Raw genomic sequence first — 22,633 nt, 5'->3', positions numbered from 1 at the left:
GCGAAGAGCCGGTCTCCCGGCCGGCGTCCCCCGGAGCAGCGGTCCGGGCGGGCGGTGGTGAGCCGGGCAGATCGACCCCGCTACGATCGAACACATGCCCGAGTACCCGCGCGATGTGCCACGCCTCCGCATCATCGAGCGGTACCTGCTCACCCAGCTCGCCGCCGTGCAGCGCGCCATCGAACGGGCGGAGAACGGCACACCCGAACCCTCCCCTCCCCGCGCCGGCTGGTCCATCCAGTGGCGCCGCGCCCGCGTCGGTGAGATCCGCGTCGGCATCCTGCACCGCGCGGACTGCATGCTCGCCACCGGCGACCCCCTCGACGCCCGGACCGTCCAGGCCCAGCGCCGCAAACAGGGCCGGCGCGTGGAACCCTGCGACGCCTGCCACCCGAAGTTGCCCTGAGACAGGGGCCGTTGACGTCCGTGCACCCGAACCGGCCGGCCGCGAGGGACTGTGGACGGGCGGCCGCAACGATCCGGCCCCCTCCGGTCCGGACCGAAGGTCTAGCGTCCTCACTGTGAGCACGACGCGGATCTCCCAGCTCGCCGAACGCCCCGGCGTCCCGGCGCGCCGGTGGCCCGGCGTCCACGCTGCTGCCGGGGACGTCGCCCCGCTCGCCGCGCCCCGGCAGCAGCGCCGCCCGTCCTCCGGACTCCGCATTCGGCTCGACGGGCAGCGACCGCACCCGCAGGCCCGGGCAGCCGCTGAGGACACCCGCCTGCTCACCGAACCGTCCAACCGTCCGGCCACCCACACCCGATCCCGCCGTCCGCACCCTTTCCCGTCGCAGGAGGACCCCGTGCTCATCGCCCGCTCCGTAGCCCTCTTCGCCCTGGCCGCACTCTTCGAGATCGGAGGGGCGTGGCTGGTCTGGCAGGGCGTCCGTGAGCACAAGGGATGGGTCTGGATCGGCGCCGGAGTGATCGCCCTCGGCCTCTACGGCTTCGTCGCCACACTTCAGCCCGACGCCAACTTCGGCCGCATCCTGGCCGCCTACGGCGGTGTCTTCGTCGCCGGATCGCTCGCCTGGGGCATGGTCGCGGACGGCTTCCGCCCGGACCGCTGGGACGTGACCGGCGCACTCGTCTGCCTCGCCGGCGTAGCCGTGATCATGTACGCGCCCCGGGCCCACTGACCGCCGGCCCCCGTCCGCCGCAGAGCCCGCCCCGCCGGTCCGGAGGACCGCTCACGCTCCCGGCGGCCGCGGGCACGCGACGGCGCCGCCCGCGGCGGCCCCCGTTCCGTGCCCGGAGGCACCGCTTCCCCGGCGCCTCCTCCGCCGCCCTCCCGCACCGCGCGTACCGCCTGCCCTGCTGAAGCACCCCCCTCAGGGAAAGCGGCCCGGGTGAAGGCGAAAGGCGTCAGACGTCAGGCGATAGACGTCAGGCGTCAGCCGGCGGCCGGGGCCGCCGGGCCGTCCTCGCGCAGCGCCTGGGCGGTGGCCGTCCCGGTGATGCCGGCGACGGGCCCCTGGTAGAGGATCCGCCCGCCGTGCCTGCCGGGGCCGGGGCCCAGGTCGAGCATCCAGTCGGCCCGCCGGACGACGTCGAGGTTGTGCTCGATCACCACGACGGTGTGCCCCCGGTCGACAAGCCCGTCGAGGAGACCGAGCAGGGTGTCGACGTCCCGCAGATGCAGGCCGGTGGTGGGCTCGTCGAGAACGTAGAGGGCCGGGACGGTCGAGTCACGCAGCTCCTTCGCGATCTTCACGCGCTGGCACTCGCCTCCGGAGAGAGCCGTCAGCGGCTGGCCGAGGCGGAGATACCCCAGCCCGACCTCGTCGAGATGGCGCAGCGCCGTGACGATCGCGGGGTCCGGGAGCCGGTGGACGGCCTCGCTGACGGTGAGGTCGTCGATGTCGGCGATGGACAGCCCGTCCACCGTGTACTGCAGAACCTCGGGCGAGAAGCGGCGTCCCCGGCAGGTCTCGCAGACCGTTTCCTGCTCCTCCATGAAGGCGAGGTCGGTGCGGATGACCCCGAGCCCCTTGCAGTCCGGGCAGGCGCCCTGCGAGTTGGCGCTGAACAGGCCCGCGGCGACGTGGTTGCGGCGCGCGAAGAGCCTGCGGACGGGGCCGGCGATCCCGGTGTAAGTGACGGGCGTCGAGCGGCGGTTGGTGCTGACCGGCCTCTGGTCGATGACGAAGGCGTCGTGCTGGTCGGACAGTTCGGCCGCCAGACTGCTCTTCCCGGAGCCGGCCACGCCGGTGAGGACGGTCATCACGCCGGTGGGGATGTCCGCCGTCACGCTCCTGAGGTTGTTGCGCGTCGCGCCGGCCACGGTGATGTGCCCCCGCGGCGTGCGCGGCTCCTCCTTGATGCGCCGGTGCCGCCTCAGTGCGGCCGCCGTGGCGCTCCGGCCCCGGCGCAGCCCGTCGAAGGTGCCCTGGTGGACCAGCGTGCCCCCGTCTTCGCCTGCGCCCGGCCCGATCTCGACGACCTGGTCCGCGACGGCCATGACCGCCGGGTCGTGCTCGACGACCAGGACGCAGTTGCCCTTGTCCCGCAGTTGCCCCAGCAACTCGGTCATGGCGGAGACGTCGTGGGGGTGCAGCCCCACGGTGGGCTCGTCGAACACGTAGATCATCTCGGTGAGACTGCTGCCCAGGTGCCGGAGGGTCTTGATCCGCTGCGACTCGCCCCCGGAGAGCGTCGCGGTGGCACGGCCCAGGTGGAGGTATCCGAGCCCGATGGTGACCATGGCCCGGAGCCGGTCCGCCAGCGCCTCCACGACCGGCGCGACGCCCGCGCCGGTCACCCCCTTGATCAGCTCCGCGAGTTCGCCGGCCTCCATCCGCGCCATCTCACCGATGGTGCGGCCGAGCACCGTGGCGCTCCGGCTCTCCTTGCGCAGACGGTCCCCGCGGCAGTCCGGGCACACCTCGCAGCGGGTGAACTCGGTGAGCGTCTGCTTCTTGCGCTGCGACATGTCGCCGGAGCCGCGCAGGTAGATGCGCTCGAACCGCCCGACCAGGCCCTCGTGGTCCCCGGGGAGCCTCTTCGCCACCGCTCCGGCGGCACTGGCTCCGTACAGCAGCGCGTCGCGCTCCTCCGGGCTCCACTCGCGCATCGGCTTGTCGAGCGGGAAGACTCCGATGTCGGCGAAGTTGGAGTACCAGTACCCGTCGACGCCGAATCCGGGCAGCAGCACGGCGCCCTCGCGTAGCGACCTTTCCGCGTCGAGGAAGCGTTCGACGGCGCCGGCCACGACCTCGCCGAGGCCCGAGCAGGTGGGGCACATGCCGGCGGGGTCGTTGAAGGAGAAGCAGGCGGCCTCGCCGACGTGCGGAGTGCCCACCCGGGAGAACAGAAGCCGCAGATACGTCCAGATGTCGGTGACGGTGCCGACCGTGGACCGGGCGCTGCCGCCCAGCCGCCGCTGGTCGATCACCACCGCCGGGGAGAGCCCTTCGATGTGGGCGGCCTCGGGACGGGTCCACTTCGGCAGGCGGTTGCGGACCCAGGAGGGATAGGTCTCGTTGAGCTGACTGCCGGCCTCGGCGGCGATCGTGTCGAAGACCAGCGACGACTTCCCCGAACCGGAGACACCGACGAAGACCACGATCCGGCCACGGGGCACGTCGAGGTCCAGGTGCCGCAGGTTGTGCGTGCACGCCCCGCGAATACGGATGCTCTGCTGCGCCATGACCAGGACCCTAGGACACGATGCGGCCGGAAAACGGCCGCGATTACGATGCCCCCGTGGCTGACGTGACGCAAAGGACCCTCGCGCTGCTCGTGCTGCTGCAGTCGGGAAGACGGTTCACGGGCGAGGAACTGGCGACCCGGCTGGACGTTCCCCCGCGCACCCTGCGCCGCGACATCGGCCGGCTGCGCGGCTACGGATATCCGGTCGAGACCCGGCCTGGGCCCGGCGGCCACTACCGGCTCGCGGCCGGGCAGACCATGCCTCCGCTGGTGCTCGACGACGAGGAGGCCATCGCCACCCTCCTGGGCCTGGCCGCGCTCGGCGCGACCGGCAGCGCGGGCGAGGGCAGCATCGACGAGGCCGCGGTCCGCGCCTACGGCAAGCTGGACCAGTACCTGCCCAAACGACTGCGTCCCCGTGCGGCCGCGCTGCGCGCCAGCCTGGAGACGATGCCGGCGCCCGCGCCCAGCACCAGCGCGGAGATCCTCAGCAGACTCGCCGAGGCGATCGCGCACAAGCACGCCGTGACGTTCCACTACGTCGGGGCCGACGGGAAGGCCACCACCCGTCGGGTCGAGCCGCACCGCCACATCCACCTGCACCACCGCTGGTACCTGCTGGGCTGGGACACCGACAAGCACGACTGGCGCGTCTTCCGCCTCGACCGCGTCACCGAACTGCGTGTGCACAGCAGCACGTTCACGCCCCGCCCGCTGCCGGCCGGCACCGGCCTCGACTACCTGCGGCAGGGCATGAACCGCCACCGCCGGCGCGTCGTACTGACCCTCGACGCCCCCATGACAGCGGTGGCCGACGCGTTCAACCGCCAGGACGTCGACCTCACCACGGCGGAGGACGGCCGCACCCGCGCCGTTCTCATGCTGGACTCCTGGCAGTGGCTGCTGCCGGCACTCGCCTTCCTGGGCGCCGACGTCACCATCGAGGAACCCGGGGAATTCCGCACAGCCTTCCACAACTTCGCCGCCCGCCTCGCGGGGGCCTGAACGCAGCCGCGGTCCGGCAGCACGCGGCAGCACCGCGGCAGAGTATCCGGTGCGGTCAAAGGGCTCGTAAGGCTGCCGCCGAAGCGACGAGGCCACCCTTCTCGATCTTGTCGAGTACATCCGAGACGGTGCCGGGTGGCCTCCTCATCGAGTCAGCGATCTGGCGGACGCACGCATAGACGGCGGCGGCGTCCAGATCGATCTGGTCCTCCACGAAGGCATCGGGATGCTTGGCCTCCACATCCCACGGAGAGAGCCGGTCCTCTGGGAAATCCTTGAGGTTGTACGTCACGATGACCTGCGCCTTTGCGCGAATCGCTGCTGCCAGCACGTGACGGTCGTCCGGGTCGGGAAGATCCAGAGCGTCGATCAGCGGCTCGTAGTTGGTGACCAGACAGTCACGGACCGCGCCCATCATCCGTTGGCGGATGACGGCGACCTTCTCCGTAAGGTCGGGCCGGTTGGCCGTCAGGTTCCGGAAGGTCTCATCCAGAATCCGGTCCGTCCACTTCGCCTGGACGAGCCCGGCCATGCCTATGCGGATCAGCAGGTCGCGCACCGTGTTCGGATACAGAACATTCGCGTCATAGAGGGCGACGAAGGCCACGCGTCAGTCCAGTCCCATCTCTTGATTGAGGCGGGTGAGCTCGTCGGCAGCTTCCCGGCGGCGCTCGTCGTCCTTGCGCTTGTACTCCATCAGCGAGGAGGCCGTGATGCGCCGATGCTTGCCCACGGTTCTGTACTCGATCTCGCCTGCCTGGAGCAGCCCTACGAGGAAGGGCCGCGACACGTTCAGCAGATCCGCGGCCTGCTGGGTCGTGAGCTCGGCGGTATGGGGCACCAGGGAGACCCTGCGGCCCGCGGCCATGTGCGCCAGCATGCTGGCCAGGAGCTCCACGGCCTCCCGTGGGAGGGTCAGCGGCTCAGCCTCTTCCCCCTCGACCCTGACTGCTATCCGCGGGGTCTCGCGATGCCGCCGCAGGTAGCTGCGCACCTGAGAGAGGGCACGGTCTGCGGTCTCTTTCTCCTCCGGGGGCAGCCCCACCGGACGGATGTCGGTCCTTGCCATGATCGGCTCCCTCGATGGTGGGCGGCGTGTGACGGACCTGTCCACACTCTTCCATTATTCGCAGCAATCGAAACAAGTGCAACAGGTGAAGCGAGTGCCGTAGCCCCCGGCAGGCCTCCATCGCAGTACGTGCCGGACGAGCGGCAACCGGCGCCTGGATTGACCCGCCATCCGCGCCACGAAGTCGAACGTGAACAAGGAGTCAAACCCGGCCGACGGTCAAGACCCGCTCACCGGACCCGGACGACGGCCGAAAGTGGCCACCTGAGCCGAAAAGGAGCCATGGCACCCGACGAGTATCGGCCACTTCCGGAGCGCACCCGTCCGCACCCCGTCATTCCGCTTTCACGGATCTTCACACGATGTCCTTGCAGATTCACAGTGCAGTCATGATTCCGCCGACTGATCCCTCGTAGTCGAATAAGCGCCAGCTCATTTCGCTCCATTGCCCGCCGTTCAGGCCGCACTTACGGTAAGCGCTGCGCAAGGGGTTCTCACCATGCCGACCAGGTCGTGCGCGGCCGTACGCACAAGCGCGTGACCGCAGCCACGGGGGTTCGGGAATTGGAACTGCCATCGGACAGACGCGATGACCACGCGGGGCATCATGTCTGCTGCGGAGGGATCGACTTTCCGCCATGGGTGCGCGACGCGGACCCGTCTCTCCTGACCGCCCGTGAGCGCGAAGTTCTCGCCGCACTGGGCGACTGCCTCTCCAACTCCGTCATAGCGGGCCGCTGGCACGTGGCCGAGCGGACGGTCAAGAAGCATGTCGCCGGCGTCTTCACCAAGTTGGAGATCTCCTCTCGCGCACAGGCGGCCGTCATCGCGAACTACCGGAAATGCATCGAGCGGTGCCCTTCAGGACACTAGCCGCATTGACCATGAGCATGACAATTTTCACCGGGTCAACACCGACCCCAGAGGAGAAAACTGTGTCTGCGTCAACTCTCGTACAGGAACCCGCGACCGCCGAGCCGGTGACGTCGAAGTCCGGCAGCGCGCGCACGTCCGCCTCGATCGCTGCGTACGTGGCTGCGACCAACGCGCCCGAGCGCGCCCTCGCGTCGATCAGAGCCAAGGTCGACAAGGGGCTTCTCCGCTACGACGCCTGGTTCCTGATCTTCACCGCCGTCATCCTCGGCCTGGGCGCCACCATCTACGCCGGGCTGGTCATCTGGTGCGTGGTGTACCAGGACAAGAGCTTCACCGGCAGCTGGTCCTTCAAGGACTTCGGCCTGAAGGTCAGCGCCGAATGCGTGTAGCTGCCTGACGGCTGATCGCACGGTGTCCAGGAAGCCCCGTCAGCACCCGGGCTTCCTGGACACCACCCCGTTCGACGGACTCGGTAAAGGATCCCGCGACAGTGTCTCTTCTGAATGTCAACGACGTCAGTTACTCCTACGACGGCATTGTCAACGTTCTCCTGGACGTGTCCCTCACGGTCGAGGAAGGCACGATCGTCGGCCTCGTCGGACCCAACGGTTCCGGCAAGTCCACGCTGATCAAGAACATCTTCGACCTCGTACGTCTTCAGTCGGGGTCCATCCGGATCGGCGGCCACGAGCACGCCCGGCCCGAGGCGAAGAAGCTGGCCGTCTACCTCTCCAGCAACGACTACCTTCCCGAGTTCCTCACCGCACGCGAGTACGTCTCCATGATGGGCAAACTGTTCGGCCTCGACGTCGACCACGGTGAAGCCCTCGGCCTCTTCCGCAAGTTCGCCATGGAAGGCCGCTACGACGACCTCATCGAGGACTACTCGCACGGCATGCGCAAGAAGACCCAGCTGGTCTCCGCGCTCGTCGTCCGCCCGCCGCTGATCGTCGTCGACGAGACCCTCAACGGCATCGACATCGAGGCACTGCACCTCGCCGAGAAGGAGTTCAGGAGGGTCCGCGACGAGGGCGGCTCGATCCTGCTGTGCACGCACGACTTCGCCGTGCTGGAGCGCCTGGCCGACAGGACCCTCTTCCTCGACCTGGGTTACGTGGTGCGCGACGAGCAGACGAGGGACCTCGTCGAGGAACACGGATCGGTCGCCGCCATGGTGTTCGACTACCTAGAGACGTCCGAGCGGTGACCGGCGTGCGGCTGAAGCACTCGGCTGTCCTGGCCCGGATGCTCCTCGTGTTCTTCGTCCGCCGGGTGCTGCGAGCCGGGTTCCTGAAGTCCACCCCGGTCAGAGTGTTCGTCGTGGTGGCGGCGGTTCTGCTCCTGGGCGCCATGTGCACCGCCTCGTACTACTTCCTGCGGCCCATGGCCGGCGAAGCGGCCGTGTGGCGGCTGCTGTTCGACACCGCGACGGTCTCCGTCCTTCTCTGGGTGCAGATCGCCTTCCTCCTGGTGAAGGTGCTGTTCATCAACGCCGAAGGAATGCTTCAGCTCAGCTACCAGCTGCCGGTCACCAACCGGGAACGCTCGGCGGCGTTCCTCCTCTACGAGGCGGTGATGACGGCCGTGGTGGCCGCCGCCGGCCTGGTCTCCCTCTCCGTGAGCGCCCTGATCATCCTCGGGCCGTCGGCGAGCGGATACATCACCGCGTCGGTCGTGCTGCCCGTCGTCCTGGCCTACCTGGGCCTGTCCGTCCTCTACCAGCTGCTGACCCGGCTGTGGATGCTGCTGGGGCTCAGCAGGATGGCGGGCATCCTCAACGTGCTGGCCCTGTTCGCGGTGCTCGCGTACTACTTCGCGCAGATGACGCCGATGATCCGGGACGTCTCCGGCGCGTACCTCCGCAAGCGGACCGAATACACGTGGGTCACCTCGGTGTCCTGGGCGTGGAACGAACACGGGCCGTGGCTGACGACGGCCGCCGCGGCTGCAGTGTCGTCCGTGCTCGTGGCGCTGGTCTTCGCGCTCGCCCCGAACCAGCACGTACGTCAGGCCCGTTACCTGAAACTCCCCGGAAGCGTGCGGCTGCGGGCCGTTCTCGGGCCCTACGACTGGTGCCTGCTGCGCAGCGCCCAGACCGTGGCCGCCGCCGCGATGGCGCTGGCCGTGTTCGCCTACCTGCTGATGACCGGATCCCCGGTGCACCCCCTGTGGGGTCTCGCCGCCCTGTCCTTCGGCGGCCTCTACCAGTTCACCGCCACACGGCAGTTGAGGGCGCTGCCCGGCGCGGAGGAACCGGCCTGGCGGGTGTACGTGCGGCTCATCAGGGCGCAACTGGTCCTGCTCGCCGTGTTCGCCGTGCCCGCTCTCGCGATCACAGTCGCGGTCTTCCCGCACCGGTTCCTCTCCGGCGCGGTGGCGCTGGCGTCCTGCGTGGGCGGAGCGGGGGTGACCACGTGCATCAGCATCGTGTTCCCGGCGGAGAAGGACAACCCGTTCTCGGTGTTCCTGGGGCTGTCCGTCTTCATCGTCGTTCTCGGCCTGTCGGTGATCGGGCTGGGTCTGCTCAGCCTTCCGCCCTGGGCGGTGATCCTCTGCCTTGCGGGGGGCGCCGTCGCGTTCGTCTGGTACGCGATCCAAGGAATCCACACAAGCGAGTCGAGGAGAAGGAATGATCAAGGCCATGTCGGTAGTGAAGTCCGCCATAGGGGCCGCGCTGCTGACGCTGGTCACCGCAGTGGTGACCCTGCTCAGCCTTATGTTCTCAACGGGCCCTGACCAGATCGTCGAACGGAAGGCGTTCTTCGGGTCGATGGTCTTCGAGACGGCGAAGAAGGACAACGGTGCACTGGGCATCACCACCGGAGTCGACAACCCTGTCCCGCTCATCGTCCTGTTCCTGGTGCTGACCGCGTTCCTGACGGTGACCCAGGCCATCTACCGGGGGTTGAAGCAGCGCCGTGAGCAGCTCCTCAGCGCGTCCGGCAGATGACCTGAAGGTCCGCACCGTCGCCTGGGCGGTGGCCGCGCAGGTGTGGCCGCTGCTGGCGTTCGTCGGTGTCCTCTGGGCCGCGGCCCTGGTCTGGATGGCGCGCTCGGGCGACTCCGTGCCGGCCACGATGGCGTGGGTGCTGCTCGTCAAACCGGCCGCCCTGGGCCTGGTGGCCGCGTTCGCTCTGCACGAGTCGGCGCACGTCGTCGTCCTCAAGCGGATCGGCACGGTCACGCACATCGCGGTCGAGCGCACGGTGTTACGCACGTCGGTGGTCCCGGAAGGGACCATGACCGCGCGACAGGCGGCCGCGGTGGCCCTGTCCGGGCCATCCGCCTGCTTCGCGGTGGGCGCCGTCCTGTGGCTCTCCGGCCTCGACCGGTCCCTGTCCTGGTGGTACCTCGCGCACATCGTGTTCCTGCTGCCGTTCTTCGGCGACGGCCGCGCTCTCCGGCAGAGTCTGCGTGCGGACGGCAAGGCGGCGGACGGACGGTGACGGACGGGCCCGGCCCCGTACCAGACCCGGTCACGTACCAGGGGGCTCCCGCGCCACGGACTCCCGTACCACGTACTCCCCCGCCACGGGCCTCAGCAGCCGCCGAACAGCGGGCGTTGCGCGCACCCCGCCCGGTGCGCGAACTGCCTGAACCTCCCGACCGGTTCGCGAACTCCCCGAACCCCCCGGCCGGTTCGTGAACTCCCGTGCACTAAGGGGCCGTACGGGAACGGCACGCTCACGCCGGCGCTGAACCCCTGCGAGCGGACCTGGCAGAGGGGGGCTCTGCTGCCTCAGGACGGGGGACGCAGGGCTGCGAGGACCAGGTCCACGGCGTTCTCCGCCCAGCCCGGCCAACCGCCCCGGCCGGCCATGTAGTCGGCGTAGAAGGGACCCAGCAGCGCCGAGACGACGGTCTCCAGGTCGGCGTCCGCGACGATCTCCCCGCGCTCACGGGCCTGTTCCAGTACGTCGCGCAGCATCGCCCGGCGGGGCAGCACCGTACGCTCGCGCAGCAGTGCCAGCAGCTCGGGGGTGTGCGCCTCCTCGGCGAGGCAGGTGCCGATCATCGCCATGCCGCGTACCTGTTGCACCGTCGTCGCGAAGTCGTCCAGGATCGCGACGAGGTCCGAGCGGACGTCCCCGGTGAGGGGCTGGGCGCTGACCATCCGCGCCGCTTCCAGGGCCGCGGTGACCAGGTCCGCCTTGGTCTTCCAACGGAGGTGGATGGTGGACTTGCTGACGCACGCTGCCGAGGCGACCTGGTTCAGGCTCATCCGGGTGTAGCCGTGCGAGGCCAGCAGTTCCAGTGCCGCCCGCAGGATCGCCGTGTCCTTCTCCGCCGACCGCGGCCGTCCCGCGCTCCTGGCCCCACGGTCATCGCTCACGCGGGCAGGATAGGGCATAAGCGAACCGAGTGGCTCGGGACGGATAACCGCGCGGGTGGGAGGGTGCGCTTCCGGAGTGCGGGACGCGCGGCAGGACGCGCGGCGGAGCGCTCGGCCGGGCACTCGGCCGGGCACTCGGCCGGGCCTTGCCTGTCGCGACGTCGCGATGTCGCACAGTCGCCCGGTTTGACGTTCTGACATGATGAACGTATAGTGTCAGCATGTTGGACGACGAGCGAGTGGGAAAGATTCTCGATGCCGCCTACGTGTGCTTCACCAGGCACGGAGTGCGCCGCACCACCATGGACGATCTCGCACAGCAGGCAGGCATGTCCCGCCCTGCGGTCTACCAGTACGTCCGCAACAAGGAGGACGCCTTCCGGCGCCTCGTGCGGCGGATGCTGGACGAGGCGCTGACGGCCTCACGCCGGGCCGCCGCGGGAAAGCCGGACCTCACCGGGCAGCTCACCGCCGCGCTCGAGGCGAAGCTCGACCTGGTGATGACGGTGTGGCGGGACAGCCCCGCACACGCCGCCGAACTCCTCAGCATCGACGCCCGCGCGTCCGCGGACCTGATCACCGAGTACGACGAGGCGATGTACGACCTGCTCGCCGAGACCCTGGGGCAGGCCCACCCGGACATCGACTCCAGGGAGGTCGCCGAACTCCTGCTCGCGCTGACGCGCGGCCTGGAGGCCGACCTCTCCGCACCCGAAACACCGCTGCGCCGGCTGCGCCAGGGAGTGGCGCTCATCGTCGCCGGCCTCGACACCCTCAAGGATCCGTCATGACCAAGACCGTACTGATAACCGGCACGTCCTCCGGGATCGGCAGAACCACTGCCGAGCGCCTTGTCCGGCGCAAGGACCTCACCGTCTATGCCACGGCCCGGAGCACCGCGTCCCTGTCGGCTCTCGCCGATGCCGGAGCGCACACCCTCGCGCTGGACGTCACGGACGAGGCGTCCATGCAGGCCGCCGTCAAGGAGGTCGAGGACGCACACGGAGCCGTGGACGTGCTGGTCAACAACGCCGGCTACGGCGAGTACGGCACGATCGAGGAGACCGGACTGGACGGTGTGCGCCGCCAGTTCGAGACCAACGTCTTCGGACTCTCCCGCATGACCCAGCTCGTCCTGCCGGGCATGCGCGCAGCAGGCCGCGGCCGGATCGTCAACGTCGGTTCCATGGGCGGGCGTCTGGTCTTCCCCGTGGGCGGTTACTACCACGCCAGCAAGTACGCGGTGGAGGCCATCACCGACGCCCTGCGCTTCGAGGCGGCACCTTTCGGGGTCAAGGTCAGCCTGATCGAACCCGGTCTGATCCGCACCGCGTTCGGCGCCACCGCGGCCGAGACGATGGCCGCCTCGGCCACCCCGTCCGGCCCGTACGCCGCCCTCCGCACGGCCAACGAGAAGCAGATGGAGACCTCTTACAGCTCGAACCTGTTCTCGGCCACCCCCGAGACCGTCGCCAGGACGATCGAGCACGCAGCCACCGCGCGCCGTCCCCGCACCCGTTACGTCGTCACGCCTGCCGCGAAGCTCCTCGTCCACACACGCCGGCTGCTGGGCGCCGGCGTGTTCGACGCCTACCTCCGCATGCAGTTCAGGACGGGCACGTGAACACCGGGCACGGCTGGCCACGCGGTTACGAACCGGCCCGCAGCCCCGTCTTCTCGCACAACGAGATCCGTACGAGCCTGCCGCCCGAGCGGCTGTGGCCCGTCCTCATCGACGCCGCGAACTGGCCGCGCTGGTACTCCAATTCACGCAACGTCTCCATCGAGCCCGGATACGACCGGCTCGGCGACGGCAGGACGTTCCACTGGACCACCTTCGGCCTGCGCGTCACCAGCACCGTGCGGGAGTTCCTCCCGCCGGGCCGCCTGGCCTGGGACGGCAGAGCCCTCGGCTCGCGGGGATACCACCGCTGGGAGATCCGGCCCGCCGGCGACGGGGGCAGCGTCATCGTCACCGAGGAGGTCCAGCGGGGCCTGGCGGCCAGGCTCATCGCCCCGCTGATGCGCCGAGGGCTGCACCGCCAGCACCAGCGCTGGCTCGAAGGACTCGTACGGACCGCGGAGAGGGCCCCGGCATGACCGCCCTGATCTACGGCGTCACCGGTTACATGGGACGTCTCACCGCGGCGCGCGCCGCCGAAGCGGGCCTTCGTCCCGTGCTCGCCGGACGTGACCCCGACAGGACGGCCGCGATCGGGCGTGAACTCGGCCTGCCCACACGGGCGTTCGCGCTCGACGACCCGTCAGCCGTGAGGAGGGGACTCGCGGACGTCACGGTCGTCCTCAACGGCGCGGGCCCCTTCGGCCGGACCTCGCGGCCTCTGATCGAGGCCTGCATCGAGACCGGCACCCACTATCTGGACTTCGCCGGCGAGGTCCCCGAGTTCGAGATCGCCGCCGGCCTCGGCGAACGCGCCCGGCAGGCAGGGGTGATGCTCCTGCCCGGCGCCGGCTTCGGCGTCGTACCCACCGACAGTCTCGCCGTGCACCTGCACCGGCGCCTGTCCGGTGCCGACCGTCTCGAGATCGCGTTCCAGACCGTGGGCGGCCTCTCCCGCGGCACCGCCTCCACGCTGCTGCGCGATCTTCCGCGCACCGGTGTGCGCAGGCAGGGCGGTTCCTACGTCCGCCATCGCGCGGCGGCGGTCACGAAGAAGGCGGACTTCGGTGCCGGTCCCGTCACCGTGGCGTCCAACCCGTGGCGTGCCGACCTGCTCACCGCCGCGCACTCGACCGGCATCCCCACGATCGACACCTATACGGCGCTGCCCGCGCCGGTGCGGGTGCTGATGCGCCTCGCCGCGCGCCTGCCCCGGCTCTTCGGCTCGCGGGCCTGGTACCGGCTGCTCGACCCGCTGGTCCGCCGTCTTCCCGCGGGACCGGACGAAGAGGAACTCGCCAAGGGCAGCAGCCACATCTGGGGCCGGGCCACAGCTCCGGACGGACGCCGCGTGACGGCCACGATGCACGGGCCCGAGGCCTACGAGTTCACCGCGCGGACGGCCCGCCTGCTGCTCCAACGTGTCCTCGCCGGCGAATTCACTCCGGGCTTCCAGACACCGGCATCCGTCTACGGGCCGGACCTCGTCCTCGAGATCGACGGAGTCCGGCGCACGGACGTGATGTGAACCCGCGCAAGCCGGTGCGCCGCCTCATGGCGTTCCGGCACAGGGGCAGCCTGCCGGAGCCGACTCGCTCCCCGGCGGCGGTCTCCCGCTGCCGGGGCAGTAACTTCCCACTGCCGGGGTTCTCCCGCCCTACGCGCCGAGTTCGTTGATGTCGCGGGTCTCCAGTACCCGCTTGGGCGCGCCCGTCCTGGCGACGGTGACCATCGCACGCCCGACCCGGTCGCTGCTCGTCACACTGTTCGGCAGGAGCCTGCGCAGGACGGGATAGAGGGGGCGGGTCACCGCGTACACCGCTCTGTAGAGCTTCGTCCCGGACGTGACACCGCGCGGCTGGATGTAGCCGGGGCGGAACATGTACGCCGAGAACGGCAGGTCCAGCAGCGCGTTCTCCGTCGCACCCTTCACCCGTGCCCACATGCTCCGGCCGCTCTCGGTGCTGTCGGTGCCCTGCCCGGAGACGTAGACGAAGGTCATGCCCGGGTTGTGCTCAGCAAGGACGCGGGCCGCCGCCATGGTGATGTCGAAGGTGACGCGCCTGTAGGCCGCTTCGTCCATGCCGACGGCGGAGACGCCGAGGCAGAAGAGGCAGGCGTCATACCCGGAGAGTTCACCGGAGATGGCGGAGAAGTCGTGGAAGTCCCCGTGCACGAGTTCGCGGACCTTGCCGAAGTGCCGTCCGGTGGAGCGTCGTACGACCGCGAGGACGGAGTCGACGCCGGGGTCGAGCAGACATGCCTGCAACACCGCCTGCCCGACCATGCCGGTCGCTCCGAAGACGATCACCTTCACGCCGTGCCGCCTTCCTGGAGTCCCTCCGTACGCCCTGCACGGGGGCGTTCCGCTTCGCCGTCCGGGACGGCGGTGGCCTTCTCCAGCACATGCAGGACGGTGTCACGCAGCAGGCCGACCTTGTATCCGGTCTGCGGAAGCGGGGTGCATCTGCTCGTCGCCGTCGCCGCGGCGGCGAGCAGGTTCTCCGGCGTGGCCGCTGCTCCCGTCAGCGCCGCTTCGACCTCGGGCAGGCGCAGCGGGGTGTGGGCGACACCGCCGACGGCGACGGCGGCGCTGGTGACGGTGGTGCCGTCGAGAACGACCCGCGCGACGGCCTCGACCAGCGGCCACTCCGCTTCCGCCCGGCTGATGGCGCGGTGGTAGGCGGCCCGTTCGCCGGGCACCGGCGCGGGGAGGTCGACGGCGAGGAGCACGTCGGTGGGCGGGAGCAGGTGGTCGCGGGTCGGGTCCGTGCCGTCGCCGTAGAGGTCGCGCACCGGCATACGGCCCCGGTTGTGGACGTCCGCGTGCGCGTCGTAGGCGAGCAGCGCCATCGCGATCGAGGACGGGTGCGGCGCGATGCAGGGGCCCTGCTCGACGACTGCGGAGTACAGGTGAAGGCCGTCCCTGCTGGGGCAGGTGTCGCCGCCGGTCTGGAAGCACGTGAAGTGCGGATTGCGGTAGTACGCGCAGCGGTTGCGTTGCAGAAGGTTCCCGCCGAGGGTTCCGGCGGTGCGGATCTGCGGCGTGGCCAGCGCTCCGGCGGTGGCGGTCAGTGCGGGGTAGGCGGCGCGCAGCCGCGGATCGTCGGCCGTCTCCATGACGGTGGTCATTGCGCCGACGCGCGCGGAGCCGTCCGGACGCCAGGTGACGCCGCGCAGGGCAGGCACGCCCAGCAGGTCGACGAAGGGGCCGGCGGTGCGCCTGACGCGCCGACGTGCCATGACGTCGGTGCCGCCGGCGCGCAGTTCGCCGCCGCACTCGCCGATGGTGCGGACGATGTCGTCGAGGTCGGATGGCGGTTTCACTGGCCTGTCCCTTCGAGGAGCCGGTCGGGCCGTATCGGCAGGTCACGGGGGCGCCAGCCGGTCGCGGCGTGGACGGCGTTGCCCACGGAGGCGGCGACGCCGATGGTGGCGACCTCACCGAGTCCGACACCGTGGCCTGTGACGTGGTCCCAGCCGTCGTGGTGGAAGTGGATGTCTATCTCGGGGGTGTCGCCGATGCCGGGGATGCGGTAGTCCTCAAGGTTTTCGGTCAGCACGATCCCGGTCCCCGGGTCGGTGTGCCGCTGTTCGTACAGCGCGTAGCCGATGCCCTGGATGACCGCGCCCTCGCACTGGCTCCGGGCGAGCTGTTCGGCGTAGATGTGGCCCACGGCGATGCCTCCCCACACCCGGGTGGCGCGTGTCTTGCCGAGCAGGGTGTCGACCTCGACCTCCGTGACGTGCACGGCGCCGCTGAAGCCGCGGCCGAGGGCGAGGTCGTCGAGCGCGAACGGGGTGACGTAACCGCCCCGGTCCCGCGCCCGGTTGCCGACGACGCGCAGGCCGTCGGCCTCGTCGAGCAGCGGCAGCAAGGACGCGGCGTCGGAGCCGTCACCGGCGCCGGCGGTGTCGCGTGAGCTGAGGGCGGCGCGCAGCCGGCGGGCGGCGTCACGGGCCGCGGGTGCGACCGAGGTCGTGGTGCGGCTTCCGCCGGAGGCGGGGCCGTGGACGGTGCCGGTGCTCCCCACCTCGACGCGGACCCGCTCGGGCGGCAGGTTCAGTTCGGCGCGGACGACGCCGTCGATGACGGACCTGATGCCGGTGCCCATGTCCTGCGTCGTCGTACGGGCGCACACCACACCGCCGGAGACCGTGAGTTCGACGGAGGTGCCGGGGTCGAGGAAGTAGAGCCAGTTGGCGGCGGCGACCCCGACTCCCCTGCGGAACCGTCCGTGCTGCGAGCCCGGTGACGGGCGCTTCGCCCAGACGGGAAGTGCCGCCGCCCAGTCGTACAGGGCGTGCCGCTTGGGGTTGCCGTCCCACCGGCGCCGCAGGGCTATGGGGTCCTCACCGAGGCGGTGCGCCATCTCGTCGACGGCCTGCTCCAGCGCCCACGCCATCGGCGGGCCGCCGGGCCCGCGGAACGGCGTGCCCGGAGGGTGGTTGGTGACGACGTCGAAGTCGCGCAGCCGGCGCGGGGCGTTGCCGTAGATGAGCCGGGCCAGGGAGGCCACGGACGAGGCCACCGACACGCCGCCGTGGCCGTAGACGTCCATGGTCAATGCGGCGAGGTTGCCTTCACGGTCGGCGAGCATGCTCAGCTCGGTACGGGTGCCGGGCCGGTTGCCGGTCGCCGTCAGCTCCTCCGAGCGGTCCAGGACCACCCTGACCGGGGCGCCGTGGGAACGGGCGAGTTCGACGGCGGCGACGACCTCGGACGTGAGCGCGAGCTTCGCCCCGAAGCCGCCGCCGACGTGTTCGGCGACGGCGTGCACCTGTTCCGGGCGCAGGTTCCACCGCTTCGCCGCCTCCTTGGCAACGACGCCGACGGCCTGGCTGGAGACGTACAGGTGCAGGTCGCCGTCCTCGTCCCAGCGGGCGACGCAGGCGTGGGGTTCCAGTGGGGTGTGCGTCTGCACGGCGGTGGTGAACGTCCCCGAGACCAGCCGGGAATCGCCGCCCCGCCGGGCCTCGTCGACCCGGGTGGCGGCCGTGCGGCCGTGCCGGCTCATCGAGGTCGGCCCGCGCACGTTGCCGTGCCATCGCGCCGGCATGACGGGCCCCTCGGCGGACACCGGCGCGTCGCGCCTGCTCGCCTTCGACGGGTAGATGACCGGAGCGTCGGCCTGTGCCGTATCGAGCGCGGCGGGCCGTTCGTCGTACTCCACCTGTACGCGGGCGGCCGCGGACCTGGCAGCGGCGAGGGTCGGTGCGGCTACCGCGGCGACCGGCTGCCCGGCGTAGCGCACGGTGCGGTCGTCCGGCAGCAGGTCCACCACGGTCATGCCGGGGGCGCTCACCGAGCGGACCACGGCGTGGGCTGCTGTGGAGCGGACGATGACGCCCTCGAGCTGGCCGTCGAGGCGTACGTCGGTGGTGTAGCGGGCCCGGCCGGTGACCTTCTCCATCGCTTCCACCCGCGGGCCCCGGGAGCCGGGCAGTTCGAGGTCATGTGCCCCGGTGCACGCGGCCGCGACGGCGGCGTAGATGCCCTCGTAGGCGCCGCACCGGCAGAGGTGACCCGCCATCGCGTCGGCGATCTCGGCGCGGGAGGGGGCCGTGTCACCGTTGCGGGCCCGCCAGCGGTCGACGAACGCGGCGGCCTCCATGACGAAGCCGGGGGTGCAGTACCCGCACTGGAGTGCGTCGTGCGCAGCGAAGGCTCGCTGGACGGCATGGTCGCCGGCCAGACCCTCGACGGTGGTCACCGAGCGGCCGTCGACCGCGGCGCAGGGCAGCAGGCAGCTCGCCATGGGAGCCCCGTCCACCTGGACGGTGCAGGCGCCGCACACACCCGCGCCGCACACCAGCTTCGTCCCCGTCAGCCCGAGTGTGTCCCGGACCATGCCGACGACCGAGTCGTCTTCCGTCTCTCCGTCGACCGCGTGCCTGCGGCCGTTGACGGTCACTGTCACGTGGTCTTCCCTGCGCTCCTCCGACATTCTGTCACTCAAAGCTAAAAGTGTCAGACTGTCAAGGGACTTGGAATGAATCGCAGACCATTCGCACTGGGCCGGCCCCGGGGGGGGTGTCCGTGCGGGCACTCCCCCGGGGCCGGGGCGGGACAGACCTGCAGCAACCGGGTATCTCGCGCGTCCGGACCAGTCGGCCAACCGGCCACCGGGGCCGGGGACTTGCGACGGTCCGGGCGGTCAGGCGGCAGTGTGTCCGCCCTGGATGTGGAAGTTGAAGTCGGCGTGACCGACCGCGCCCCACAGGCGCAGCCAGATCGGGAGCAGCATCTCGGTGCCGCGGGCGGCGTCGATCGACCCCAGATCGAGGATGCTGCCGTGCGGCCAGCCGAAGGAGACCAGTAGTTCGCTGACCGCCTTCTTGGCATCGGCGTCGTCGCCGGCGACGAACACGGTGTGCTCCCCGGACACTCTCGCGGGGTCGACCATGACCTGGCAGTTCATGGTGTTGAGGGTCTTGACCACCTTCGCCTGCGGGAAGAGCCGCTGGATCTGTTCGCCGAGGCTGTCGGTGTTCACCGGGTTCAGCGAGGGCGGCATTCCCTGGGAGAAGTCCAGGGGGTTGGCGATGTCGACCAGTGTCTTTCCCGCCAGGTTCGCCGCGCCCGCGGCATCAAGGGCCTGCAGGCTGCCGGCGCCCGAGGTGGCGTTGACCACGCTCTCGGCCCAGGCGGCCGCGTCGGCGAAGGTCTTCAGGCGGACCTGTTCGTGGGCGGCCTTCCAGTGGGCGAACGGCGGGTTGCCGTAACCGTCGGGTTCGCTCCGGGCCAGGGTCGCCTCCGGGTCGCGGGTGCCGACGGCGACCTCGTGGCCGAGGGAGGCGAGCTTGCCGGCGATGACCTGCCCGACGACGCCGGTGCCGAGAACTGCGTAACGCATGGGGTGGCCCCTTCCAAGGGATGTGCGTGACCGTGTTGGCTAAAATCTAAACCGAGTGGTTCGGTATTGCAATCTCAACGGTGTCGCACCCACAGCAGGCATTGCGTCGTGCCCGCCGAACCGGCCGGCCCTACGGGCGCTGACGGACCGGGGCAGGGGTGAAAGCGGAACGATCACATCGGGGGGCCGGAAGCTTCCTGAACCGCGATGCCCAAGGCCGCGGCGGACGGCGAAGGGCAAAGCCACCCACGGCACGTCACGCTCACGCCGGCACTGAACACCTGCGCGCGGGTGCGCACTTGGGGTGCACGGGACTGGAGGCCACGGCGGAGCACACGGGGACGGGCGATGCCCTCGGAGCAGCGGGCGGCAAGGAAGGAAGACGAGCGGCGGCGGGCGGATGCCGGGCGCCGCTTCACCGGCTCGACGGTGCGCCGGCTGTACGGCGGGCCTTCGGGGGAAAGGCGATGCTCAGGCGTGCACCCGCCGCCGGTGCGCCCGGCGGCGGGTGCCGCTGCATCGCTGGTCGCGGAACAGGTACGTGTCAGCCTGGCAGGCCGGGGAAGGCCGGCTTCCCCGGGATGTAGTCGAAGTGCGGTGTGAGCGTGCCCAGAGGCGTGCCTCCGTCGGGAGCGTCGATGTCGCTGTGCGCCTCGATCAGGTCTTCGACCTCTTGTGTGAAGTAGAAGGGGATCTTCTCCAGTCGGAAACCGGTCGGGCTGGGGCGGGCGCCCTTCATCGCCTCGAAGTAGTCGGTGTCGGCGATCTGCGTCTCTTCGGAGAACGTCCGGCCGTTCACCTCCAGGCCCGCGGAGTACCCCGGCCGGGGCATGACACGAATCCACGTCGGCTTCAGGGTGACCGTCTGACCGGATTCGGCGTGGTGGAGCCTCAGACCGCCGGGGTAGTAGATGCGGCCCTTGGAATCGAGGCCGTCGCCGGCCGTCGATCCGATCGGCATGCTGAAGCCCTTGCCGTCGGGGTGCATTGTGAACGGGCTGATGGCCTCCAGGGCGATGCCCTCCTTCTGCAGCCACCGCTGGGCCTGCGGGGAGATCTCAACGTCCGCGCTCCCCCAGGGCGAGATGTACGCGCCGGGAATCGGCCCTTCGGCGGACGCGGTTGTCGCCGTGGCGGGCGTGACGGCGCCCGCTTGGGCGATCCCGAGCGGCAGCAGCAGCGCCGTCGCGGAGGCCAGCAGGGCAAGACGGCGACGGAGTCCGTGCTTGAACATGAACGGTGAACCCTTCCGAAATCGGGACAGGTCAGGCCGGTGCCGGGCGGCGGCGAGCCACGGCATGACGGGAACCGTGAAGCCGCCCGAACAGGCCCTCGTGGAACCGGCGTCGAGGCACCGCCGTGCAACCACCGCGGCTGCACAGCGGTCCACTCGCCGGCTGGCACAGTCCATGAGTAAGCCCCTCATGACCGCAAAGCCAGACTTGCCGGAGAAACCAGCTATTTCGGGTGTTGCTCCTGTCGTCCCGGCCTTCCTGAAGGGACCGCGGGCCCCGTCGAAACCGCAGCACAGAGGCACTCTTCGGGAGGCGACGCCCGATGACCCACCGCACGTCCGTTCTTGACGGGCCGTCAATGCGCCGCCTGCCGGGTCAGTCCTCCCGGCGCAGTAGGTACCTCACACGTGTGGTGTCGGCGGAGAACAGCTCGGCAAGATCCAGCTGCGCGACACGCTGTGGCTCCGGGATGCCGTCCTCAACACCTGGAGCACTCAATGCACTTGTTCCGCAGGCCCTGGGCCGCCGGCCCGAGCCGTCGCCGGATCGCTCTCCTCACAGGTGCGACCCTCGTGACCGGCGCCGCCCTGTCCGGTCCGCTCTTGTCCGTCAGCCAGGCCGGCGGTCACGTCGACGCCCCGTCGTCGCTGGCCGACGCACCGGCCGACATCACGGATGTCTACGCCTTCACCAGTCCCGACGACCACGACATGGTCACCTTGATCGCCAACGTCCGTCCGTTCCAGCTGCCGGGAAACGCGACCAGCTCGGTTGCCGACCACCCGTTCGCCACCGGGGCCCGGTACGAGATCGACACGGACGCCGACGGCGACGGCACTCCGGACACCACCTACCGCTGGACCTTCGCCGATGACGACCGCAGGCCGCTCAAGGCAGGCCCCAAGGTCGGGCCCGGGCAGGTCACTTCGCTCGACGACAGCTCCCTGAGAGTCCGCCAGACATACACGCTGGAGCGCGTCCGCAGCGGAGCGAAGCCCGAGACGCTCGTCGGCGACGGCGTCGCCGCCCCCACACACGCCGGCCGTGCACTCATGCCCGACTACGGCAGGCTGCGAGAGGAAGCCGTCCGGCAACTGCCCGGCGGCGGACGGACCTTGGCCGGTCAGTCGGCGGAGGCGTTCAAGGCGGATTCCCAAGTGTTCGGGCTCTACACCGTCGGCACGGCCGGACCGGTACGCGGCTGGCTGCCCGACGCGCAGCCCCTGTCGGCGCTGAACGTCAACAGCCTTGTCGTCCAGGTGCCCAAGAAGTCGATCGCGCTGCGCAACGATCCGCAGCGCAATCCGGTCGTCGGCGTGTGGGCCTCGGTCTCCCGTCCGGGCGCGGACCTCAGCAGGGGCCTGTCCTCGCAGGAGCCGGTGTTCCGTCAGGTCTCCCGGCACGGCAACCCGCACCTGGCGTTCGGCGTCTTCGGCTCGACCGTCGGGCTGGCCCGGCCCGGCGGCCCCGAGGACCGCTTCCAGCAGCGTGACCCCGAGGACGACCACCTGGAGAAGGACTTCCTCGCCGCGGTCAACGACCCGAAACCGCCGCACCGCATCGAACGGGCCCACGGGGTCGAGGCTCCGGCCGCACCGCGCAAGGACATCGAGGCACTGTTCCTGCGCGGCATCGGAGAGGACAACGGGGCGAAGTTCGGCTACGACCTCAACACGCACGCCATGAACGCCGACGCCGACCCGTCGAAGATCGTCCCGGCGGAGGAACTGCGGCTGAACCTCACCACCCCTGTGACGAGGAACCCGAATCCCGACGGCCTCATCGACGGCGACAAGCAGGGCTTCCCGAACGGGCGCCGGCTCAACGACACCATCGACGGGCCCCTGATCCGCATGCTCATGGGTGAGCCCGCAGGCCCGTCCGCCGAACACCTGTTGCCGACCCCGGACTTCAAGCTCCAGCCCGCGGACGCGCAGGACACCTTCCCCTACCTCAATCCGCCGCACGCGGCACTGTGAGGCTCAT

The 22,633-nt window shown here is 70.3% G+C and carries 23 protein-coding genes; 14 read left to right on the top strand and 9 right to left on the bottom strand.

Features of this window, described 5'->3' with window-relative positions:
- The first annotated feature begins 94 nt into the window (after nucleotides 1-94).
- Together H180DRAFT_RS00825 and H180DRAFT_RS00820 are read left to right on the top strand one after the other, a co-directional pair.
- The gene (locus H180DRAFT_RS00825; protein WP_055484013.1) at nucleotides 95-406 is read left to right on the top strand and encodes a hypothetical protein; all 312 of its coding nucleotides are present in this window, start codon (nucleotides 95-97) and stop codon (nucleotides 404-406) included.
- Nucleotides 407-803: 397 nt separating this feature from the next.
- Nucleotides 804-1,139 (top strand): YnfA family protein, encoded by a 336-nt coding sequence (locus H180DRAFT_RS00820; RefSeq protein ID WP_055484428.1) that lies wholly within the window; start codon nucleotides 804-806, stop codon nucleotides 1,137-1,139.
- Between the two features lie 254 nt (nucleotides 1,140-1,393).
- On the opposite strand, the gene H180DRAFT_RS00815 is transcribed toward H180DRAFT_RS00820, so the two are convergent.
- Nucleotides 1,394-3,649: an ATP-binding cassette domain-containing protein gene (locus tag H180DRAFT_RS00815; protein WP_055484012.1), complete on the bottom strand. Its 2,256-nt coding sequence runs from the start codon at nucleotides 3,647-3,649 to the stop codon at nucleotides 1,394-1,396.
- A gap of 56 nt (nucleotides 3,650-3,705) precedes the next feature.
- Between H180DRAFT_RS00815 and H180DRAFT_RS00810 the strand changes: the two genes are divergently transcribed.
- Nucleotides 3,706-4,656 carry a helix-turn-helix transcriptional regulator gene (locus H180DRAFT_RS00810; protein WP_175437699.1) on the top strand — a complete coding sequence of 317 codons (951 nt, stop codon included), beginning with the start codon at nucleotides 3,706-3,708 and terminating at the stop codon, nucleotides 4,654-4,656.
- A 55-nt stretch (nucleotides 4,657-4,711) separates the two neighbouring features.
- On the opposite strand, the gene H180DRAFT_RS00805 is transcribed toward H180DRAFT_RS00810, so the two are convergent.
- Nucleotides 4,712-5,263: a VapC50 family PIN domain-containing toxin gene (locus H180DRAFT_RS00805; RefSeq protein WP_055484010.1), complete on the bottom strand. Its 552-nt coding sequence runs from the start codon at nucleotides 5,261-5,263 to the stop codon at nucleotides 4,712-4,714.
- 3 nt (nucleotides 5,264-5,266) lie between these two features.
- Nucleotides 5,267-5,725, bottom strand: a complete 459-nt coding sequence (locus H180DRAFT_RS00800; RefSeq protein WP_055484009.1) for a helix-turn-helix domain-containing protein — start codon at nucleotides 5,723-5,725, stop codon at nucleotides 5,267-5,269.
- A 642-nt stretch (nucleotides 5,726-6,367) separates the two neighbouring features.
- Between H180DRAFT_RS00800 and H180DRAFT_RS30155 the strand changes: the two genes are divergently transcribed.
- The 6 genes from H180DRAFT_RS30155 to H180DRAFT_RS00770 all read left to right on the top strand — a co-directional run bounded on the left by H180DRAFT_RS30155 (nucleotide 6,368) and on the right by H180DRAFT_RS00770 (nucleotide 10,047).
- Nucleotides 6,368-6,598 (top strand): response regulator transcription factor, encoded by a 231-nt coding sequence (locus tag H180DRAFT_RS30155; protein WP_055484008.1) that lies wholly within the window; start codon nucleotides 6,368-6,370, stop codon nucleotides 6,596-6,598.
- 62 nt (nucleotides 6,599-6,660) lie between these two features.
- On the top strand, nucleotides 6,661-6,990 hold the full coding sequence (locus tag H180DRAFT_RS30025; RefSeq protein ID WP_199822459.1) for a hypothetical protein: 330 nt from the start codon (nucleotides 6,661-6,663) through the stop codon (nucleotides 6,988-6,990).
- A 101-nt stretch (nucleotides 6,991-7,091) separates the two neighbouring features.
- Entirely contained in the window at nucleotides 7,092-7,808 is a 717-nt protein-coding gene (locus tag H180DRAFT_RS00785; protein WP_055484007.1) for an ABC transporter ATP-binding protein, read from the top strand.
- A gap of 5 nt (nucleotides 7,809-7,813) precedes the next feature.
- Nucleotides 7,814-9,337 (top strand): DUF4175 domain-containing protein, encoded by a 1,524-nt coding sequence (locus H180DRAFT_RS28885; protein WP_139151332.1) that lies wholly within the window; start codon nucleotides 7,814-7,816, stop codon nucleotides 9,335-9,337.
- Nucleotides 9,318-9,551, top strand: coding sequence for a hypothetical protein (locus H180DRAFT_RS00775; protein ID WP_055484005.1), 234 nt, complete (start codon nucleotides 9,318-9,320; stop codon nucleotides 9,549-9,551). Before H180DRAFT_RS28885 ends, H180DRAFT_RS00775 begins: the two co-directional genes overlap by 20 nt.
- The gene (locus H180DRAFT_RS00770) at nucleotides 9,520-10,047 is read left to right on the top strand and encodes a hypothetical protein (RefSeq protein ID WP_055484004.1); all 528 of its coding nucleotides are present in this window, start codon (nucleotides 9,520-9,522) and stop codon (nucleotides 10,045-10,047) included. Before H180DRAFT_RS00775 ends, H180DRAFT_RS00770 begins: the two co-directional genes overlap by 32 nt.
- Before the next feature lie 293 nt (nucleotides 10,048-10,340).
- On the opposite strand, the gene H180DRAFT_RS00765 is transcribed toward H180DRAFT_RS00770, so the two are convergent.
- The gene (locus H180DRAFT_RS00765; RefSeq protein ID WP_254665813.1) at nucleotides 10,341-10,934 is read right to left on the bottom strand and encodes a TetR/AcrR family transcriptional regulator; all 594 of its coding nucleotides are present in this window, start codon (nucleotides 10,932-10,934) and stop codon (nucleotides 10,341-10,343) included.
- Between the two features lie 221 nt (nucleotides 10,935-11,155).
- Between H180DRAFT_RS00765 and H180DRAFT_RS00760 the strand changes: the two genes are divergently transcribed.
- Genes H180DRAFT_RS00760 through H180DRAFT_RS00745 form a run of 4 tightly spaced genes read left to right on the top strand, consistent with a single transcriptional unit; the run spans nucleotide 11,156 to nucleotide 14,083 of the window.
- On the top strand, nucleotides 11,156-11,725 hold the full coding sequence (locus H180DRAFT_RS00760; protein WP_055484002.1) for a TetR/AcrR family transcriptional regulator: 570 nt from the start codon (nucleotides 11,156-11,158) through the stop codon (nucleotides 11,723-11,725).
- Nucleotides 11,722-12,558, top strand: a complete 837-nt coding sequence (locus tag H180DRAFT_RS00755; protein WP_055484001.1) for an oxidoreductase — start codon at nucleotides 11,722-11,724, stop codon at nucleotides 12,556-12,558. Before H180DRAFT_RS00760 ends, H180DRAFT_RS00755 begins: the two co-directional genes overlap by 4 nt.
- On the top strand, nucleotides 12,555-13,034 hold the full coding sequence (locus H180DRAFT_RS00750) for an SRPBCC domain-containing protein (protein WP_055484000.1): 480 nt from the start codon (nucleotides 12,555-12,557) through the stop codon (nucleotides 13,032-13,034). Before H180DRAFT_RS00755 ends, H180DRAFT_RS00750 begins: the two co-directional genes overlap by 4 nt.
- Entirely contained in the window at nucleotides 13,031-14,083 is a 1,053-nt protein-coding gene (locus H180DRAFT_RS00745; RefSeq protein ID WP_055483999.1) for a saccharopine dehydrogenase family protein, read from the top strand. Before H180DRAFT_RS00750 ends, H180DRAFT_RS00745 begins: the two co-directional genes overlap by 4 nt.
- Before the next feature lie 129 nt (nucleotides 14,084-14,212).
- On the opposite strand, the gene H180DRAFT_RS00740 is transcribed toward H180DRAFT_RS00745, so the two are convergent.
- The 5 genes from H180DRAFT_RS00740 to H180DRAFT_RS00720 all read right to left on the bottom strand — a co-directional run bounded on the left by H180DRAFT_RS00740 (nucleotide 14,213) and on the right by H180DRAFT_RS00720 (nucleotide 20,646).
- Entirely contained in the window at nucleotides 14,213-14,872 is a 660-nt protein-coding gene (locus H180DRAFT_RS00740) for an NAD-dependent epimerase/dehydratase family protein (RefSeq protein WP_055483998.1), read from the bottom strand.
- Entirely contained in the window at nucleotides 14,869-15,882 is a 1,014-nt protein-coding gene (locus H180DRAFT_RS00735) for an FAD binding domain-containing protein (RefSeq protein WP_055483997.1), read from the bottom strand. The genes H180DRAFT_RS00740 and H180DRAFT_RS00735 overlap by 4 nt, the downstream gene beginning before the upstream one ends.
- Nucleotides 15,879-18,476, bottom strand: coding sequence for a molybdopterin-dependent oxidoreductase (locus H180DRAFT_RS00730; protein ID WP_199822458.1), 2,598 nt, complete (start codon nucleotides 18,474-18,476; stop codon nucleotides 15,879-15,881). Before H180DRAFT_RS00730 ends, H180DRAFT_RS00735 begins: the two co-directional genes overlap by 4 nt.
- A 237-nt stretch (nucleotides 18,477-18,713) precedes the next feature.
- Entirely contained in the window at nucleotides 18,714-19,412 is a 699-nt protein-coding gene (locus H180DRAFT_RS00725) for an NADPH-dependent F420 reductase (protein WP_055483996.1), read from the bottom strand.
- Between the two features lie 544 nt (nucleotides 19,413-19,956).
- Complete coding sequence (locus tag H180DRAFT_RS00720) at nucleotides 19,957-20,646, bottom strand: hypothetical protein (protein WP_055484425.1); 690 nt, start codon at nucleotides 20,644-20,646, stop codon at nucleotides 19,957-19,959.
- A gap of 573 nt (nucleotides 20,647-21,219) precedes the next feature.
- On the opposite strand from H180DRAFT_RS00720, the gene H180DRAFT_RS00715 reads away from it, so the two are divergent.
- The gene (locus H180DRAFT_RS00715) at nucleotides 21,220-22,626 is read left to right on the top strand and encodes a DUF4331 domain-containing protein (protein WP_254665812.1); all 1,407 of its coding nucleotides are present in this window, start codon (nucleotides 21,220-21,222) and stop codon (nucleotides 22,624-22,626) included.
- Nucleotides 22,627-22,633 lie beyond the last annotated feature (7 nt).

This window comes from Streptomyces sp. WMMB 322, assembly GCF_900090145.1.
Lineage (GTDB): Bacteria > Actinomycetota > Actinomycetes > Streptomycetales > Streptomycetaceae > Streptomyces.
This window is presented reverse-complemented; position numbering and strand designations above follow the sequence as displayed.

Excerpts from the sequence above, each read along its gene's own strand:
- H180DRAFT_RS00815 (WP_055484012.1), bottom strand. The coding sequence starts at position 3,649 with ATGGCGCAGCAGAGCATCCGTATTCGCGGGGCGTGCACGCACAACCTG.
- H180DRAFT_RS00745 (WP_055483999.1), top strand. The coding sequence starts at position 13,031 with ATGACCGCCCTGATCTACGGCGTCACCGGTTACATGGGACGTCTCACC.
- H180DRAFT_RS00800 (WP_055484009.1), bottom strand. The coding sequence starts at position 5,725 with ATGGCAAGGACCGACATCCGTCCGGTGGGGCTGCCCCCGGAGGAGAAA.
- H180DRAFT_RS00755 (WP_055484001.1), top strand. The coding sequence starts at position 11,722 with ATGACCAAGACCGTACTGATAACCGGCACGTCCTCCGGGATCGGCAGA.
- H180DRAFT_RS00720 (WP_055484425.1), bottom strand. The coding sequence starts at position 20,646 with ATGTTCAAGCACGGACTCCGTCGCCGTCTTGCCCTGCTGGCCTCCGCG.
- H180DRAFT_RS00725 (WP_055483996.1), bottom strand. The coding sequence starts at position 19,412 with ATGCGTTACGCAGTTCTCGGCACCGGCGTCGTCGGGCAGGTCATCGCC.
- H180DRAFT_RS00825 (WP_055484013.1), top strand. The coding sequence starts at position 95 with ATGCCCGAGTACCCGCGCGATGTGCCACGCCTCCGCATCATCGAGCGG.
- H180DRAFT_RS00775 (WP_055484005.1), top strand. The coding sequence starts at position 9,318 with ATGTTCTCAACGGGCCCTGACCAGATCGTCGAACGGAAGGCGTTCTTC.
- H180DRAFT_RS00760 (WP_055484002.1), top strand. The coding sequence starts at position 11,156 with ATGTTGGACGACGAGCGAGTGGGAAAGATTCTCGATGCCGCCTACGTG.